Below are 16,173 nucleotides of genomic sequence, written 5' to 3'. Positions count from 1 at the left end.
GGCGCTCCGCGCGAAACCACCGGTCGGTACGCTTGGTTCCATGGCCGTGTATATTGATCCTCCGCTCTGGCCCGCACACGGCACGCTTTTCTCGCACCTCATCTCGGATACCTCGCTCGATGAGCTGCACACGTTCGCGGCCGGCGCCGGCATCCCGGAACGCGCGTTCGATGTGGACCATTACGACGTTCCCGCCCGGCGATACCGCCAGCTCGTCGGGCTCGGTGCGCACGAGGTCGACGGCGGCACGCTGGTCCGCGTTTTGATCGCGAGCGGCTTGCGGGTGCCTGCCCGACGAAGGCCCGACCGCCTCCGCCGCTCCCTCCTGACGCGGTGGGATCAGACCCTGCCCGGCGCCTCCAGGTTGGGCGCGGAGCTTCTGGACCGCTGGTCGGAACCACATCGCCGCTATCACACCCCCGGGCACCTGCTCGATGTGCTCGAGGCATTAGACCTCCTTTTCAACGGGAACGACGACGCCGACACGCGCCTGCACGTCCGGCTCGCCGCCTGGTTCCACGACGCTGTGTACGCCGGTGAGGCGGGAGCGGACGAGGAAGCTTCAGCTGCGCTGGCCGAGTCGTCGCTCAAGCGCTATATCGCGTGTCAGGCCGAGGTGGGACGGCTGGTATTGCTGACCGCTTCGCATGCCCCCGAATACGGTGACCGGGCCGCGGAGCTCCTGTGCGACGCTGATCTGGCCGTCTTGGGCCGGCCGGGGGGTGGGTATCGCCGTTATGTGGAAGCCGTACGCGAGGAGTACGCCCACGTACCTGATGATTACTTCACCCGCGGGAGGGCCGCCGTCGTCGACCGATTGTTGAGTCTGGACCCGCTCTATCGAACAGCGGAGGGCCGGCGTCTGTGGGCTTCGAACGCTCAACAGAACCTGGAAGCAGAGGCGGCTACGCTGCGCTGTCCGGAGGCAACGTACAGCGATAACGACTACCGGGCCATCTCGGGCCGAGGCCGCCCGCTTCGATCCTGAAGCGGGCTGCGAGCTACCGGGTGGAGTTCGACGGGGCCGCACCGGTGCGTTCCATTGCGTTGTTCATGATCATGTTCAGCAGCACGTTGCCGGACCAGCCCCTGACTGCACGCGAGGCGGTCAGGGGCTGAGCGGTTCTCCCACCGGGTGCTCCGGCGGGGCCGGTTCAGGACTCGTCGTCCTCTTCGGCGCCGTCCTCGGTCTCGGTGCCCACGACGTTGAAGTTCTCATCGAGTTGCACGTCGACTTGGGTGCCGTTGTCGAGAGTGACCTCCACTTCGTAGAGGCTTTCCTCGTCGCCGACCTCAGTCTCGGTGACCTCGCCACCGCCGGTCTCGGCTAGGGCGGCCTCTTGGGCCTGCTGGAGAGCGGCGCCGGTGATGGGCTCGTCCCCGGCGTCGTCGCCGCCGCTGTATGCGACGGCGACACCGACACCGGAGGCGGCCACGAGAACTGCCGCGCCGAGCAGGGATCCGGTCCTCTTGTTGATACGGAATGCCATGTGGTGCTCCTTTCGTCTGGAGTTTCCCACGGTAGCTGCCGAAGATGAGGCCACGATGAATGCCGGACCGGCCCCGCTCCACTCCGGTGGGGAGTGCTGCCCCTCTCGGACCGGCGGGGAGACCGGCGTAAGATGTGCCGGATGCGGATTCTGGTGGTGGAGGACGAGGCAAAGATGGCCAGCCTGCTACACCGTGCGCTAACGGAACGGGGCGACGCGGTCGAGGTTACTGCCACCGGCGGCGACGCGGTCGCGGTTGCTGCCCTCGCCGACTTCGATGTGATCCTGCTTGACGTCATGCTCCCGGACATGGACGGTTTCGAGGTCTGCCGCCGCCTTCGTAGCCAGCACGTGTGGGCGCCGGTGCTGATGCTAACGGCTCGTACCGCGGTCGAGGACCGGGTGCGGGGTTTGGACGTGGGGGCCGATGACTACCTCGCCAAGCCCTTCTCTTTCGAGGAGCTGCTGGCCCGCATGCGCGCCCTTGCCCGGCGGGGGCCCGTCGAGCGCCCTGTTGTGCTGACGGTCGGGGACCTGCGTCTCGATCCCGCTGCCCGCCGGGTGTGGCGCGGCGGGCAGCAGATCGACTTGTCGGCGAAGGAGCTGGCGCTGCTGGAGACGTTTATGCGGCGCCCGGGGCTGGTACTCTCGCGCGATCAGCTGCTGAACCATGCCTGGGACATGGGCTATGAGGCCCGTTCCAATATCGTCGATGTTTACGTGCGCCAGCTGCGGGAGAAGATTGACCGGCCCTTCGGGAGGGACACCCTGGAGACGCTACGCGGCGCAGGCTACCGGCTGAAGGCCGACTCGTGAAGGACCGTCTGCCGCTGCGCCTGAAGGTCGCGGCCACCTTCGCCGTGGCGGCGGCGCTGGTGCTGACCGGGCTGGCGTTTTTCGTCTACTACCGGGTCGAAGCGACTCTCGAGCAGCAGATGCGCACGTCCCTGCGGGCCCAGCTGGAGTCCGTGGTGCAGGCGGATCCGTCGCGACGACCCGGGCTCGCCTCGGCCATGGACGGGGAGTCTTTCGCGCAGGTCCTGTCGCCGTCGGGGGAGGTGGTCGCCTCCTCCGATGAGGTATCCGGACCCCTGCTGACTCCCGGGCAGCTCCCTCGCTCCATTGACGGGGATGTAGCGCTCACCCGTGAGGTGTGGCTGACGGACGAAGGAGAGCGGGAGCCGGCGACGCTGCTGTCCCGTCGCCAAGGGGAGCAGGTGCTGGTGGTCGGGACTTCGCGTGAGGACCTGGAAGACGCACTGGAGGGCGTGTCCTCACAGTTCCTGGTGGGTGTTCCGCTGGCGCTGCTCCTGGCCTCCGCGCTGGGATACGCGGTGGCCGGTTCGGCCCTGCGGCCCATCGACAGGATGCGGCAGCAGGCCGCCAGTATTTCGGCGCGGAACCTGGACGAGAGGCTGCCGCTACCGGCGGCCCGGGACGAGATCCACCGGCTGGGCAGCACGCTCAACGCCATGCTCGAGCGCCTCGACGTCGCCCTCGAGCGGGAACGCCGGTTCGTGGCGGAGGCCGGCCATGAGCTGCGGACCCCACTGGCGCTGCTTCGGATGGAGGTCGAGTTGGCTCTCGCCCGTCCCCGCTCCGCGGAGGACCTCTCGGCGGCCCTGTACTCGGTCAACGAGGAGGTCGACCGGCTTAGTCGCCTCTGTGAGGACTTGCTCCTCCTGGCGGCCTCCGATGAGGGCAGACTCGTCCTACGGAAGGAGGAGTTCGACCTCCGCGAAGTGCTGGGTGCGGTAGCGGACCGCTTCGGGACGCGGGCCAATGCCGAGGGGCGCGTCATCACCGTGGCCGGCAGTGATGCGCTGCCACTGCGGGCAGACCGAGCCCGCATCGACCAGGCCGTGAGCAACCTCGTCGACAACGCCCTGCGCCACGGCGAGGGGGAGATCCGCATCGGCGCGTCGGCGGACGAGGGCGGGGTGACGATCCGGGTGGCAGACGAGGGTGAGGAGATGAACGCGGAACTGCGGGCCTCAGCGTTCGAGCGGTTTAGCCGCTCTGCGGGCGCACGCTCCGTCGGCGCCCGCGGACTCGGCCTGTCGATCGTGCGGGCCGTCGTCGAAGAGCACGGTGGAACGGCGAGCATCACGGGCGGAGAAGCCGGAAGCGGGACAACGGTGACGATGACTCTTCCCACCTCTTGACCGCCCAGAGGACTGCGCGGAGCATGTGGTCCGAACTCTAGCGACCGCTCTGCGCCCCAACTCTATGGGCATGCAACCCAAATGAAACAACTTCCGCCGCGATGCACGAATATGCGGCCTACGGCGGGCGCACACTGCATCGAACCTGAATAGACAATCGGTTTCGCGGTCGTGTCGAGCGGGCCGGGCCTTCACAAACGGTGCCGCTGAGGCTGAAACAGTCGTGACCACAGGCCGGCGGACACGTACGCCTCATACATGGGGTTTCCGATGCGGTCGAGCTGCCCGGAAGCGGCCCCAACCGCTGGAACCATGGCCGCGTTGATCGAAGAGCACCAATCGTCCCCGATCACGTAGGGTAGCTCGTTGCGCTTGAATTCCTGTAGACAGGAACCGAATCCCAAAGACAACCGTGAGGGGGCCTTCGACCTGTCCATCAGACCGTTAGAGGAACGTAGTCGGCCCACCTCCATGGGTAGGAGGTGGGCCGATTGGGAGCCGTGGGGCTCGGTTGTTACCGGTTGTCGACGAGGTTGGCTTCGTCGACCTTGCGGTGGAAGTGCATTCCGGCTTTGCCGCCGAGGATCGCTCCGGCGAGGGAGACGATCGCGGCGATAATGGCCGAGATGATTCCTGCTGTGGTCAGGTTTTCCGGGTTGGGGATCTGCGGGAAGGTGTTGAGCTGGGCGAGGAGGTTGAACTGGGCGCCAGCTATTGCACCGAGGATGCCGACGATGATCGCGATGACGATCGCCCACACCCACACCGCGATGCCCTGCTTCATACCGTCGAACCGGGCCATTCGCCCGGCAACGTAACCGCCGCAGTAGTAGGCGATGAACAAGATCACGGCCAGGATGATCGCCCCGACGATACTGGCGGTCTGCGGATCTGCATTGGTGGTTGCGGGGTTGCCGATGATTGCGCCGAATATTGCTGCGGCCAGGGCGGTCAACAGCACACCGGTTCCGGTGGCGGTAAGCCAGCCGAAGAAGGCCGAGCCGATCTTGACGCCGCCGAACCTCTCCTCTTCCCGTTCCACCAGGTGGTCCCGCTGGTCCCTGTCGATGTCATGATGTCGGACGTGCCGGTGGTCGTAGTCGTCTGACCCATCGTGGGCGGATCCTGCGCTGGTGCTCATGGTTCCTCCTGAAATCGGTTTGGTTCAAGTGACTGCGCTGGTTAGCGTCCGTCCCGGGTGCCGTCGACGTCTTCGGTGTCGATCTGCTCCTTGCGGACTTCCTCGTTGACGGTCTGCTGCTCGGTGACGGTTTCCTTCTCCAGGCGGACCCGCTCGACCGGTACGGTTTCCTTCTGAATTACGGGGCGCTCCTCGTGGAGAACGACCTCGTGCTCATCCCCGCCGGCGGCAGAGCCGGCGAGGGCTTCATCCCGGTTGGTGTTAGTGATCGGTTCACGCTCGATGCGGACCTCTTCACGCTGGACCGGGACCGTCGTGGTGACATTCTCCGTGACGACGAACTTGCGCAGCCGGGCACGGCCGGCTTCACGACGTTCGGTGCCCACGCGGAGCTGCTCTTCCGAACGGGTCATTGAATCGTCCGTGGTCGGGCCGGAGGTGTCATGGCCGACGGTCGCACGGTCATAGTCACCGGCGGTTCCGGTGGTGTACTCGCCGGCGGCGTAGCCGCCGGTCGCGATGTTGTAGTAGCGGTAGAGTTCCGCCTCCTCCTGTTCGCTCAAGTGACCGTCAGGTGTAACGTTGGGTGCGTCCTTGATCTTGGCCTTGGAGTATCCGACGCGCACGTCGTCGCCCTCAAGTGTTGCGCCTTCGAGGGGTGCGAAGGACTCGTTGGAGCCGAAGAGCCCGGTGTCGACGGTGACCCAGCTGGGATTGCCGGTCTGATCATCGACGTAGATCTGGCCCACGGAGCCGACCTTGTCGCCGTCATTGCCGATGACCTTGCCGCCGGATTCGAGGATCCGGGAGATGTCGTTCTGGGAAATCATGGTGTTCTCCTTTTCCAGTTGTGGTGCACTTCGTACTGGGATGGCAGGACGGTGATCACTAGTCCTCGAGGATTTCCCCGCTCATGGCCTCAACGTAGGGCTCTCCCACATAGTCGGCGTACAGCTCGTCCTCCAGATCGATCCCGAGCTTCTCCTCCGCGGCAGCGATATCGAAGTCCTGCTGGACTGTGCCGGTCAACTGGACGACCTGGCCCTCATCCAGGGGCGGGATCTCCTCCACCTCGGTAATCAGCAACGGATCAACGGCGGTGCCAGCGGCACCAGCGATCACGAAGGTGTCATCCGAAAGGGTTTCCGTCACTTCGGCGGAGATTGTGACTTCCTGGCCAACATAGGCATCGGCTTCGTCGTAGAAGTTCTGGTCGTAGGGGCCGTCGTACGGCTCAAGAGCGGGATCGACGGCGTCTTCAGTGACCTCTTCCATGGTCTCCTCGGGTGCCGGTGAAGTCTCCGCGACCTCGCCCTCGGAGATGTCCTCCACATCGGTGCCCTGCTCGGGTCCTTCGGTGTTGCAGGCCGTCAGTCCGAATGCGCTGATCGGCAGGATCGACAGTGCTGCTGCTTTCTTCATCCAGGTCTGTTTGGTCATAGTTCCCATGACTGCTCCTAAAGGGTTGGGGTCCGGCGGCGCGGTCCGGCCCGTCTTGTGGTTGGGTTTTGTTCGGCGCCTCCCAAACACCGTAAGCAGGCTTAGCAATGAGAATCAAAATGAGGTGATCGACCCGTTACCGTCATTACGGACGTCGTTATCAGCGCGTTATCTACCCTTAATATGCGTGACATTGCTGCTTGGGGCAGCGCAGATTCTTCTGCCGGTACCAGAGGATTTAGCGGGATCTGTGCTGCGCGTATGTGAGGCGGGCAACGACGGGGGAGGGTGGGATCCAGACGGGGTCATGAAAGTTCGATGGTGATGCACCGGTGCGCTGTATCGAGTTGACCGAGAGCCGGGTTTCGAATCCCTGTCGGGCGGTGGAGAATGGGCGGATGCAGCCCACTGATCCGGCCACGCCTGACGGAGTTCCGCCGGAATCAGCGACGTCCGGCGTTGGCGGGAAGAAAAAGCCGAAGAGATTCAGGGCGTTTCGTGTCGGGCTTACGGGCGCCCTGGGTGTGGGTGTCGGGCTTGTAGTTTGGGGTGTCGTTTCATCCCTTGCCATGCTGCTGACCTATGTGGGGCTGGCTTTTTTCGCCGCGCTGGGAATTGAACCGGTAATCCGCGCCCTCAGCAGGCGACTCCCTCGGCCGGCGTCGGTCGCCGTGGTCTTCCTCATACTGCTCGCAGCCTTGGCCTCAGTGCTGTACTGGTTGATTCCGCTGCTGGTCAGGGAAGTGGGCGATCTGATACGGGCGGTGCCGGCCTTCATCGCCTCGGTGATGGCGTCGAGCTGGTTCCGAACGACTGAGGCGCTGCTGGGCGACTTTGTGGACCTCGGTGCGGTGACCGGGCAGCTGTCCGTATTCCTCAGTCGCCCGAGAAATCTTGCAATGGTGGGAGGTGGGGTCCTGTCCTTCGGAGTGGGACTGGCCGAAGCGGTCACGGGCGTCATCCTGGTCCTGATCCTCACCCTCTACTTCTCCTCCTCCCTGGGGGCAACCAAAGCGACCCTGTATGAGCTCGTTCCTGCCAGCGTACGGGCGCCCTTCGCGAGTATCGCCGAGGACATTTCCGAATCCATCAGCCGGTATATCGCCGGACAGTTCCTGTTGTCGCTGATCAACGGAGTCCTCACGGCCATTTTCCTCACGACCATCAACGCTCCCACTCCATTGCTGCTGGCACTGGTTGCCTTCCTGGGTTCGGCGATACCGCTGGTGGGTACCATTGCTTCTTCCCTGATCATCACCGGAGTGTGCCTGTTCGCCTCACCGCTGACTGCGCTGGCGGCCGCCATCTACTACCTCATCTACATGCAGATCGAGGCCTACCTGCTCACGCCCCGGATTATGGACACAATGGTCAAGGTGCCCGGACCATTGGTCGTTATCGCCGTGGTGGCAGGAGGCACATTGGGTGGAATCATCGGGGCCCTCGTCGCGGTTCCCGTGGCAGCTGCGGCAGTCATTGTGCTGCGAAAAGTTGTCATCCCGAAACAAAACCAGCGATAAAGCAAATTCCGGCCGCGTCGCAGAAGTATCCGCGGGAAACTCGGACAGGAAAAATGAAGCGTCTGTTCAAATCGGCGGCTGCCGGCCTGATGGTGTTTTTAGCACTGCTCATCGTTTATGGCACCTTCGTGGAGCCCCGTCTGATCCTCGTCGATGCCGTCGATCAACTCACGGCAGCACTGGAGTCCCGCGGGGTGACGGTGCTGCAGAACGCGGCCTCGCCCCTAACGGTCACCGGCAGCGATGGCGCGGGTCAGCCTCTGCACATCGTTGGCATCGGCCCCGCCTACAAGGGCTATGCCGACGTCGACCAGGCCCTCAGCGGAGTCCCTGACGCGGAGCCGCGGATCGTCATGATGCACAACCCCTAACGTTTCCAGCTATCCCTGCAGACAGCGCACCTCTTGCCGTCGCCGGCCATACCCGCTGCGGATAGATCGCGGTCCCGGGGCAGCCGCAGTGGTCCTGGCTCGCCTGGACCACCAAGGAAACCATGGTGGCCGATGGATTCGCTCCGGAGGAATACGGGGAGCAGGGAAACGCCTTGTTCGTCACCTGCGGGATCGGTTCAGCAATCTGCCGATGAGAATCAGCGCACCGCCCCAACTGGTCTTCATCGAATTACAGGCAGCGAATTAGGCATAGGGCCATACACCGGAAACGGCTGGGCCAACCACAAGCTGGACCCTTGCCCGATGCGCTTTGTCCTGAACTGGCCCCGGCGCGCGTGCCGGGACATGTACGGGAAATTGGCAAGGTGCTTGCTGACGAAAACCCGGGGGGTGTGCTCAGGCAAAACGAAGGCGCTGGCCGGAAGCAGGACGACTCCCGGGCCAGCGCCACAGCAACGTCTGCTGTCCCTTTCTCATCCATGCGTGAAACAGGTGCTAATCAACGGATGGGCAGGTTCCAGCGGTAACCCTGTATGTTTTCGAGGCAACGCAACGAACTGTTCAGCGGTTCCTAGCCGCCCTCTTCGACGACTTCCTCTTCGACGACTTCCTCCTCCGCCGCGTTATCGTCGCATCCGACGACGCCTAGGGCGGACAGTGGCAGTATTGCTGCTACTGCCGCCTTTCTCCACCACGAATTCATGCGTCCGTTTCTCATGACTTCTCCTTCGTGTGCAATGGACCGCTGGCGCGGCGGCGCCATACACCGGTTGCAGATGGACGCGCCAGTCGTTAAACGGTAAGTACCCCTGCTGTCGTAGATCAACCCTCCGCGTGCATTCTCGGCCGCATGAGTGCCGTGCAGGTCCAGTGGCTCGACACGCTCGGTGCCTGGCGCAGCACCGTCAATGGCGACGGGAAACACACGGGGGACGAGTCCCACGCCCAGTTGCTGCAGTGGCACCGTTTGCACCGGCCGGAGGCGGCCTGAGTGGCCTAGGCTCCTGCTAGCGTCGCGGTCTGCGTAGCAAGGCGCAGACTAGAAACGTTCAACCTGGGGTGAGCCGAAGCGCAAGTGTGTCCTGTCCCTCCGAACCAGGGTCGTGCCGGTCTAGCTTCTCGGTGCGTTCTTCTTCTCGAATGTCTGCCTAACGAGGGCAGGCGAGGCGAGGTGTGATGGTTCTAGGGAAACGGTGGCCGGTGGTTATTCGGCTTCCACTGTGATGCGGTGGTAGCCGGTGGCGCCGCTTGGTATGACCGGGGCGACCTCGGCGGTCTGTATGACACCGTCTGCGTCGATCGCCCGCACGGCGAGCTCGTGGAGACCCGGTTCGAGCACTACCTCGGCAACCCACTGGCGCCACGTGTCCGCGGAAATCGCGGCCAGCAGCTCGGCTGGCTGCCACGCTCCGCCGTCGACCTGGACCTGGACCGCCTCAATCCCAAGGTTCTGCGCCCAGGCGTACCCCGCCATCACCACTGTGCCTGCCGGTACCACTGAACGGGGGCGCGGTCTGTCGATCCTGGCGGAAGTCTTGATCGGTCCCCTGGCCGTCCAGCCGCGCTCCGTCCAGTACGCAACTTCGTTCTCAAAGCGCGAAAGCTTCAGTTCCGTCACCCATTTTGTTGCCGATACATATCCATACAGGCCCGGAACCACCATCCTGACCGGGAAACCGTGCTCGTAGGGAAGGGGCTCATCATTCATCCCCACTGCCAGCAAGGAATCACGCTCATCCGTCAGAACTTCAAGCGGGGTGCCGGCGGTCCAGCCGTCCACGCTGGTGGAGAACACCATGTCCGCGCCGGCGGTCGGCCTCGCCTGGGCAAGTAGCTCGCGGATGGGCCAGCCAAGCCATTTCGCGTTGCCGATGAGATCTCCACCGACGGGATTCGAAACACAGGCCAAGGTCAGGTACTTCTCGACCAATGGTTTTGCGAGCAGCTCGTTGAAGGTCAGTTCGATTTCATTTTCCACCATCCCGGTGACCCTGAGCCGCCACGATGCAGGATCAACCCGCGGTACCACCAGAGCGGTATCGATCCGGTAAAACTCGGGGTTCGGAGTAACGATCGGCGGAACTCCCGGCAGGCCCGCCGTCGCGCCTGCCGGGATAGGACCGGCGGGGTTCACCGGTGGAGGAAGGGTCACGGCAGAGCGCAGTTCGACGACTCCGGTCTGCGTACCCCGCAGGGTTGTACTGGCAACGACGCCGGCCACTGCCACGACCGCGCCGGCGCCTGAGGCTTGCAGGAAACGACGCCGGGCCACGGAGCTGCCGTCACCGAGTTCAGTGCTGTTCCATCGCTGCAGTAACTGGCCGAGCGAGACGATGATCAGCGCCCCGGTTACACCAACCACGATCGGTGGTGCGATGGCCGCGGGTTCTGCTTGCGGTGTGGCCAGGACAGCGGCAAGTCCGATGAGAGCAAACACGACAATCACCGCAGCTCCCACGTAACGACGGCGGAACTCGGCAACACCGGCAACCGCGGCAAGGACACTAATCACCGCCGCCATCACGATCAACAGGACGGCCTTATCGGCGGTGCCGAAGGTGGCGATCGCCCATTCCTTCAACGGTTGCGGCATCACATTGATGACGGTCGAACCGACAGCGGTCACAGGAGTCACAGCAGGGCTGACCACAAGAGCAACCAGTTCACCGGCGGCCGCGGCGACGCCCACCGCAACCGCTCCGGCCAACGCCGCCCACCACAATTTCCTGTGCACTTTGGGTTCCTGCCCCAGCGTTGACGCAGCGGCGTCGGCGCTGTCTGGTCCGTCGTATCCTGCCAGCGTAACCAGCAAGGGCTCAGCCCCGACGCCAACCATCCAATCGTGAGGCAATCGTTAGGTACCCTAGCCATCAGCCGATAGTGGCCAACACGGTTGCCGGCAACCCGAAAAGGTGATCGGCAGGCACGGAACCGACGAAGCCCATGACGCGCTACTTGTGAATCATTGTTCTCGAGGTGGGTGAACGGTTTGGGCGGCTCACCCACAGATGGACGGCTTTGAGCTCTATCCTTCGGGCTCCACCCGCCCACAGGTGGATGACCCATCAACAGTCGACATCCGTGCCTTCGGTAGCCTAGGGGCCTGTAATCAGGGGCCCAGCGTGAAGGGGGCTGTGCACGTCCACCGCTTGCTCAAGGCGAGTCCTCCCGTGTCGGTGATGTGGTGGGTGTGTGCAGGCGGGCCTTCTGATTCTTGCTGTCCAGATGTGTGCGGGAAAAGCAGCGGAGCGTGGGGAGCTTTTTGCCGTGCCCATGTGGGCAGGAGGCGCAGCAGCCGGCCACTCAAGGGCTAGATTGTGGAAGACGGAGGAAATGCCAGCGAGTTAGCTGGCATTTCCTGCATAGTGTTCAGGCGAGGATCCATCAACATACCAATGCTCCGAACACAAGGCTGGACTGTTGGTCCCCAGCGGTCCTATTCACCGAGTGTGACGGTTGTAGTGGGCTGTGAAGGACGGACCGAATTGTTACCTCGAGTCCGAGTTTGGATCCTTCTGGTTGAGTAGCTGCAGCTGCTCCCTGATGTCGCTCAGTTCTCGGCGCAGCGCATTATCACTCTCGATCTCGGCTTCCGTATCGGCGGTCACGCTCTCCACGAGCCAGGACGCCAGAGACGCCGTTACGACACCGAGCACGGCGATGCCGCCGATCATGAGCGCTGCAGCGATGAAACGGCCAGGGGCGGTGACCGGGAATTGGTCACCGTATCCGACGGTCGTGATGGTTGCCATTGCCCACCAGAGCGCGTCACCGATCGTGGTGATGTTCGCATCGGGCGCATCCCGTTCAACGTCAAGAACGGCCAGCGCAGCCGCATAAGACAGGATGGTTGCAGACGTAGCCACATAGGTGAGCAGCTGGCCCCGGAGAGCGTGCCCGCCAGCCCGGTGTAGGACCCGCAGCAGAGTCACCAGGCGCAATAGCCTCAACGGGCGGAGCATGGGCAAGGCAACGATCAGAAGCTCATGAATGTTCCGGATGAACCATAGGCGCCGATCCGCTGCCAGGGACAGCATGACGACGTAATCGACCAGGAACACCGCCCATATGACCCACAGGAATGTAGTAAGGATGTCTTCGGACCGGCCCTCGGGCTGACCAATCACTTGGACCGAATACACGATCAGGAACACCACTGCGGCACCTGCCAGCGGCCACTCGGTACGGGTACGCCACGCTTCTTGAGTCATGGCGTTATCCTATTGACCTCCTTCGGGAGGGCCTGCAGCCGTGAACACGCATGGGCGGTAGGCCCACAGCCAGGGGAATTGATTTACCACCCTCCTCGCCATATGAACCGAAATACCGTTTGGACATGCTTGAGCAACCGCGGCCCGTGCAGATTGGACTAACGTAATGGGCCGTTATCGGCATTCACTTAATCAGAAGGACCTCGGCACCCTCCAGGGTGTCGGACCCTTTGAGAATGAGTAGAGCAGGTGGGGTGTCTGTCGCTGAAAGGGCGGCAGTTAGGAGTTCATATGGCAAATCTCGACCTGCGGGATTTCCTACGTCGCCGTTGCCGAACAGTAGAGCAGCATCACCACGGTCCTACTGGTAGGTGACCAGCCACGGCTTCGGATCAACGATGGTGTAGGTCTGCTGGGGCGTGAGCATCGGCTGGTCCTCATCATAGAAGTTCTTCCACGAGGGCCAGATCCCTTCGGGAGGCACGGACTGCAGGGCGGCCCAGGTCTCGAGTTTCTGGTCCGGGGTGCCATGACCGTCGGCGTGCAGAGTGATGGCCAGCTCTGTCCTCGAGGTGTCGAATTCTGCGCGGTCGTTGATCATGTCGATGCGGAACTGGTGGACCATGAGGAGTTTCTGCGGCAGGTTGCGGTCCCGCGTAAGGTCCGCAAGCCAGGTCGAGACCGCGTTGATCTCTGCGGCACCGACGGTGCCGATCTGCTCGAGCGGCTGCTGGCCCGGTGCCAGACGCCATTCAGGATCAAGCGCAAGTCCCACAGAGGGGCGTGCAAGGAACTCCTTGTACAGCTTCGCCTGGGACAGGAAATCGCTTCGCCCGGATTGCAGGTCCAGCACCACGTAGACGCCTTCCTTCTCGGCGGCGTCAATCCATGGGCGAAGATCCTCCAAGGTCGTCTCGGTCGAGTAGTCGCCGTCGTCACCGGGTTCAGCGCTGGCGATCGTGGCTATAAGGTCCAGGGCCGGAATGACAGGCTCATCACTGAAGGGCTGGTATTGGGCAGCGAGTCCCTTGACTCTGGCGATGGTTTCCTCAATTCCTTGTTCCCCCAGGGCTCCCAGTGCCGGGCCGCTCGGGTGTCCATAGAGGGCCACCATGCGCCGGCCGGGAAAGACGGTCTGGCCTCCCCCGGGCAACTGCACGCCTGTGGCGGCGACCGCGGTGTGTGCGGCGAATCCGGCCTGGGTGCCGAAGGCGTCCCCGACCGCGAGGATGGGCGAGCCTGCGTGGCTGCGGACAGCTTCGACCGCGGCCGGGGTGGACCGCGGATCGGCATCCGTAACGATTTCGACGTTGGCCCCTGCCCCCCGGGCGGTCGCCAGGGCTGCGGGAGCGGACGCACCTGTTGCCAGCACCAGCGCCGGGGACGTCTGCCCTGCGGGCTGGAACTCCGGCAGCTGCGTCATCGTCGCCAAACCTGCCAAGCCCGTGCCGGCACCGGATGCGGTGGGCTGCGCCGATGCCGATCCGGCCGGGGGTACCGAAGCCGGTGGGCCGGCCGTATCCGAGGAAATATGGATCAACCGCGGGTTGCTGCCTTCCAGGCCGCTGACCGCGGCCACCACATCCGGTGCCTGTACCGGCTCCTCCGTGACCTCCAAGCCCAGAACCGATTCGAAACCGTCAGCGTCGGTGGGTCCGGCGAGCATGTCCCGCGAACCCAGAAGCGCCGCCCAGTCCGCGGCGGGATCGCCGTAGCCCACGATCGTCTCAACCCCCAACCTCTCGAGCTCGGCAGCGATCTCCGCCACGCCCTCACCGCCGGGGCCAATAACGAGTAGCGGGATGTGTAGGCCGGCCGCCGCACTGGCGGCGGGGCCGAATTGTGCGTCAGTGAGGGAATAACCGCCTTCGGCATGACGGGCGAACACGACCGCTGCCGGACTGCGCTCAAACAACGCACGGCTCATCTGCACGGAAACCTGGGGCCCGGTGCCGGTCACGACCTCGCTGCCTGCCGCGGCCGGCTGGGCCAACTCAACAGTGGGCACGGGCGATATGGCCGAATCGGTCACCCCAGGTCTCGGAGGGTGATCAGTTGTGCAGCCCGTCGCTGCGACAAGGACCACAAGGGCAAGGGCCACACTGGTGCGCCGGAGACGAAGGACGATAACTGCCTGCTTTCACGAAAGGTTCCTCCACTTAGCCTATGCCCAACGCCCCGAAGCTCGACCCCTGGCGCAACCGGACCTGCTCGGTGAATGGCTGGCTCTTAGAAAGCTTTTGGTTTTCGAGACGCACTAGGGCGGACTGTGGTCCGATTCGGCGTCCGTCAGGTGAGGGGAATGACCTCGTAGGTATGGCCTGCCGCGCGCAGCCTCTCAACCAGGACGTCGCCGAGGGCGGTCGCCGGGGTCAGCGATCCTGCAGCGGGCGGCAGGCGGTCGCCGTCGAGGGCAAGTGAGAGCGCTGTTTCCCCGGCCATCACGGCGGTGGCGGCGTATCCCGGGTCGCCGGGCCCGGCTGCGACGGCCCGGTACCGCCGGCCGCTCTCTGTGGAAGCAGTCACCTGGGAACGGAACCAGCCTGAGCGCCGCGCGGCCTCGCTCGGGCCCGCACCGGGCGACGGAAGGACGCGGTCCAGTAGTTTCCTCGTGAGAGGTAGGGCCAGTGTGGCTCCGAACACCCGTAGGCCGAGCGCCGTCGCTCCGGCAATGACGGCGCCGGCGGGCCCCCGCCCCATACCCATCACCTCGCCGTACCGCAGGGACCGACCGTAGGCCCAACCCTGCAGGGCATTGCTGCGACGCACGATCCGCGTGTTCGTTGACGCCATGATGAAGGGCGCGGTCCGCAGGCCGTCCTCCGCACGGCCGACCCACCCCAGGTCCGCCGGCTGCCGGGTCGAGGGCTCCGCAGTCCGGTCCGGACTGAGGGAGTAGGGATCGCCCGCGAGCGATCGCAGCACAGGGTCCGACCGCATGCCGTCGAGCTGCCCACGCATCGACTCGATGGTGCCGCCGCTGAAGCCACCCTTCGCCCTGGCGACGAGCTGCACCTCGGTCAGTCTGCCCGCGCCGTCGGCCTCCACGGCACGGTGTAGGAGGAGCACTGCGAGGTCCGACGGGACGGAGTCGTAGCCGCACGCATGGACGATCCGTGCACCGGTAGTCCTTGCCAGGGTGTCGCAACGGTCGATGGCTTCACGGATGAAGGACACCTCGCCCGTCAGGTCCCCGTAGTGGGTGCCGGCGCGGGCACACGCCTCGACGACGGGCAGTCCGTACTTCGCGTAGGGACCCACCGTGGTGAAGAGAACCCTGGTGCCCGCGGCCAGCGCAGCGAGCGAGTCAGGGTGATCCGAGTCGGCCTCGATGAGGGCCCAGTCGTGTGCGGCGACGGGCAGCCTGGACCGTACGGCCTCGAGCTTCACTCTCGACCTCCCGGCGAGCCCCACGCGCAGGTCCGGCGGAGCGTGGTCCGCAAGATATCCGGCGATCAGTTCACCGACGAAGCCGGTCGCACCGAAGAGGACGAGGTCGTGGTCACGCGCTGGGGCCTCCATACCAGCAGTCTTCCACGGCAGCGGCCGGACCGACGCGGAGAAGTGCCTACCTCTCCTGTAGCTGAAGCGCCCCGTCCCCTGAAACTAGATCGCAGATCATCACTAGATCGCGAGGGCCGATGCCCTGACCAATTATCTACTCGTCAGGTGTTGCGTCGAGTACACCGTGAGCAGCCAATCTGCGGCGGCAGTGGTGTCTTATTCATCCCTGTCGGTTAGTGGGTCGATCTAATCGAAGGCCGCCGAGAGGTCCGACGCCAGGCATCGCGGACACGGCGCTTTAGAGCCTCGA

At 64.3% G+C, this 16,173-nt stretch carries 15 protein-coding genes; 6 read left to right on the top strand and 9 right to left on the bottom strand.

From position 1 onward, the window contains the following. Positions 1-40 precede the first annotated feature (40 nt). A complete protein-coding gene (locus tag AC4D1W_RS13235) occupies positions 41-988 on the top strand; it encodes a DUF4031 domain-containing protein (protein WP_490899050.1) in 948 nt (315 codons plus the stop codon). A gap of 166 nt (positions 989-1,154) precedes the next feature. Here the strand turns inward: AC4D1W_RS13235 and AC4D1W_RS13230 are convergent, their stop codons facing one another. Continuing rightward, positions 1,155-1,490 carry a PepSY domain-containing protein gene (locus tag AC4D1W_RS13230; RefSeq protein WP_490890958.1) on the bottom strand — a complete coding sequence of 112 codons (336 nt, stop codon included), beginning with the start codon at positions 1,488-1,490 and terminating at the stop codon, positions 1,155-1,157. Between the two features lie 141 nt (positions 1,491-1,631). On the opposite strand from AC4D1W_RS13230, the gene AC4D1W_RS13225 reads away from it, so the two are divergent. After that, positions 1,632-2,306 (top strand): response regulator transcription factor, encoded by a 675-nt coding sequence (locus AC4D1W_RS13225; protein WP_490899049.1) that lies wholly within the window; start codon positions 1,632-1,634, stop codon positions 2,304-2,306. Continuing rightward, positions 2,303-3,655, top strand: a complete 1,353-nt coding sequence (locus AC4D1W_RS13220) for an ATP-binding protein (protein ID WP_490899048.1) — start codon at positions 2,303-2,305, stop codon at positions 3,653-3,655. The genes AC4D1W_RS13225 and AC4D1W_RS13220 overlap by 4 nt, the downstream gene beginning before the upstream one ends. Before the next feature lie 514 nt (positions 3,656-4,169). Here the strand turns inward: AC4D1W_RS13220 and AC4D1W_RS13215 are convergent. Genes AC4D1W_RS13215 through AC4D1W_RS13205 form a run of 3 tightly spaced genes read right to left on the bottom strand, consistent with a single transcriptional unit; the run spans position 4,170 to position 6,245 of the window. Continuing rightward, positions 4,170-4,796, bottom strand: coding sequence for a hypothetical protein (locus tag AC4D1W_RS13215; RefSeq protein ID WP_490899046.1), 627 nt, complete (start codon positions 4,794-4,796; stop codon positions 4,170-4,172). Between the two features lie 41 nt (positions 4,797-4,837). Beyond that, positions 4,838-5,626 carry a PRC and DUF2382 domain-containing protein gene (locus AC4D1W_RS13210; RefSeq protein ID WP_490899045.1) on the bottom strand — a complete coding sequence of 263 codons (789 nt, stop codon included), beginning with the start codon at positions 5,624-5,626 and terminating at the stop codon, positions 4,838-4,840. A gap of 58 nt (positions 5,627-5,684) precedes the next feature. Further along, complete coding sequence (locus AC4D1W_RS13205; protein WP_490899044.1) at positions 5,685-6,245, bottom strand: hypothetical protein; 561 nt, start codon at positions 6,243-6,245, stop codon at positions 5,685-5,687. 389 nt (positions 6,246-6,634) lie between these two features. Between AC4D1W_RS13205 and AC4D1W_RS13200 the strand changes: the two genes are divergently transcribed. Further along, positions 6,635-7,756, top strand: coding sequence for an AI-2E family transporter (locus AC4D1W_RS13200; protein ID WP_490899043.1), 1,122 nt, complete (start codon positions 6,635-6,637; stop codon positions 7,754-7,756). 53 nt (positions 7,757-7,809) lie between these two features. Then, the gene (locus AC4D1W_RS13195; RefSeq protein ID WP_490899042.1) at positions 7,810-8,127 is read left to right on the top strand and encodes a hypothetical protein; all 318 of its coding nucleotides are present in this window, start codon (positions 7,810-7,812) and stop codon (positions 8,125-8,127) included. Positions 8,128-8,719: 592 nt separating this feature from the next. Here AC4D1W_RS13195 and AC4D1W_RS13190 read toward each other — a convergent pair. After that, positions 8,720-8,866: a hypothetical protein gene (locus tag AC4D1W_RS13190; protein ID WP_490892928.1), complete on the bottom strand. Its 147-nt coding sequence runs from the start codon at positions 8,864-8,866 to the stop codon at positions 8,720-8,722. 132 nt (positions 8,867-8,998) lie between these two features. Between AC4D1W_RS13190 and AC4D1W_RS13185 the strand changes: the two genes are divergently transcribed. After that, on the top strand, positions 8,999-9,139 hold the full coding sequence (locus AC4D1W_RS13185; protein ID WP_490899041.1) for a hypothetical protein: 141 nt from the start codon (positions 8,999-9,001) through the stop codon (positions 9,137-9,139). Between the two features lie 213 nt (positions 9,140-9,352). On the opposite strand, the gene AC4D1W_RS13180 is transcribed toward AC4D1W_RS13185, so the two are convergent. From AC4D1W_RS13180 to AC4D1W_RS13165, 4 genes are all read right to left on the bottom strand, one after another. Then, positions 9,353-10,882 carry a molybdopterin-dependent oxidoreductase gene (locus tag AC4D1W_RS13180; RefSeq protein ID WP_490899040.1) on the bottom strand — a complete coding sequence of 510 codons (1,530 nt, stop codon included), beginning with the start codon at positions 10,880-10,882 and terminating at the stop codon, positions 9,353-9,355. A gap of 754 nt (positions 10,883-11,636) precedes the next feature. Further along, a complete protein-coding gene (locus AC4D1W_RS13175; RefSeq protein WP_490899039.1) occupies positions 11,637-12,359 on the bottom strand; it encodes a potassium channel family protein in 723 nt (240 codons plus the stop codon). 361 nt (positions 12,360-12,720) lie between these two features. After that, positions 12,721-14,367 carry a hypothetical protein gene (locus AC4D1W_RS13170; protein WP_490899038.1) on the bottom strand — a complete coding sequence of 549 codons (1,647 nt, stop codon included), beginning with the start codon at positions 14,365-14,367 and terminating at the stop codon, positions 12,721-12,723. A 281-nt stretch (positions 14,368-14,648) separates the two neighbouring features. Continuing rightward, positions 14,649-15,881, bottom strand: a complete 1,233-nt coding sequence (locus AC4D1W_RS13165) for a saccharopine dehydrogenase family protein (protein WP_490899037.1) — start codon at positions 15,879-15,881, stop codon at positions 14,649-14,651. Positions 15,882-16,173: the final 292 nt, after the last annotated feature.

It is taken from the genome of Arthrobacter sp. TJ-170 (assembly GCF_058269305.1).
The sequence above is the reverse complement of the archived record's forward strand: the minus strand, read 5'-3'. Positions and strand labels throughout refer to the sequence as shown.

Bases quoted from the DNA above. Each gene is read 5' to 3' on its own strand.
- AC4D1W_RS13235 (WP_490899050.1), top strand. From the start codon at position 41: ATGGCCGTGTATATTGATCCTCCGCTCTGGCCCGCACACGGCACGCTT.
- AC4D1W_RS13230 (WP_490890958.1), bottom strand. From the start codon at position 1,490: ATGGCATTCCGTATCAACAAGAGGACCGGATCCCTGCTCGGCGCGGCA.
- AC4D1W_RS13225 (WP_490899049.1), top strand. From the start codon at position 1,632: ATGCGGATTCTGGTGGTGGAGGACGAGGCAAAGATGGCCAGCCTGCTA.
- AC4D1W_RS13215 (WP_490899046.1), bottom strand. From the start codon at position 4,796: ATGAGCACCAGCGCAGGATCCGCCCACGATGGGTCAGACGACTACGAC.
- AC4D1W_RS13210 (WP_490899045.1), bottom strand. From the start codon at position 5,626: ATGATTTCCCAGAACGACATCTCCCGGATCCTCGAATCCGGCGGCAAG.
- AC4D1W_RS13205 (WP_490899044.1), bottom strand. From the start codon at position 6,245: ATGGGAACTATGACCAAACAGACCTGGATGAAGAAAGCAGCAGCACTG.
- AC4D1W_RS13200 (WP_490899043.1), top strand. From the start codon at position 6,635: ATGCAGCCCACTGATCCGGCCACGCCTGACGGAGTTCCGCCGGAATCA.
- AC4D1W_RS13195 (WP_490899042.1), top strand. From the start codon at position 7,810: ATGAAGCGTCTGTTCAAATCGGCGGCTGCCGGCCTGATGGTGTTTTTA.
- AC4D1W_RS13190 (WP_490892928.1), bottom strand. From the start codon at position 8,866: ATGAGAAACGGACGCATGAATTCGTGGTGGAGAAAGGCGGCAGTAGCA.
- AC4D1W_RS13185 (WP_490899041.1), top strand. From the start codon at position 8,999: ATGAGTGCCGTGCAGGTCCAGTGGCTCGACACGCTCGGTGCCTGGCGC.
- AC4D1W_RS13175 (WP_490899039.1), bottom strand. From the start codon at position 12,359: ATGACTCAAGAAGCGTGGCGTACCCGTACCGAGTGGCCGCTGGCAGGT.
- AC4D1W_RS13165 (WP_490899037.1), bottom strand. From the start codon at position 15,881: ATGGAGGCCCCAGCGCGTGACCACGACCTCGTCCTCTTCGGTGCGACC.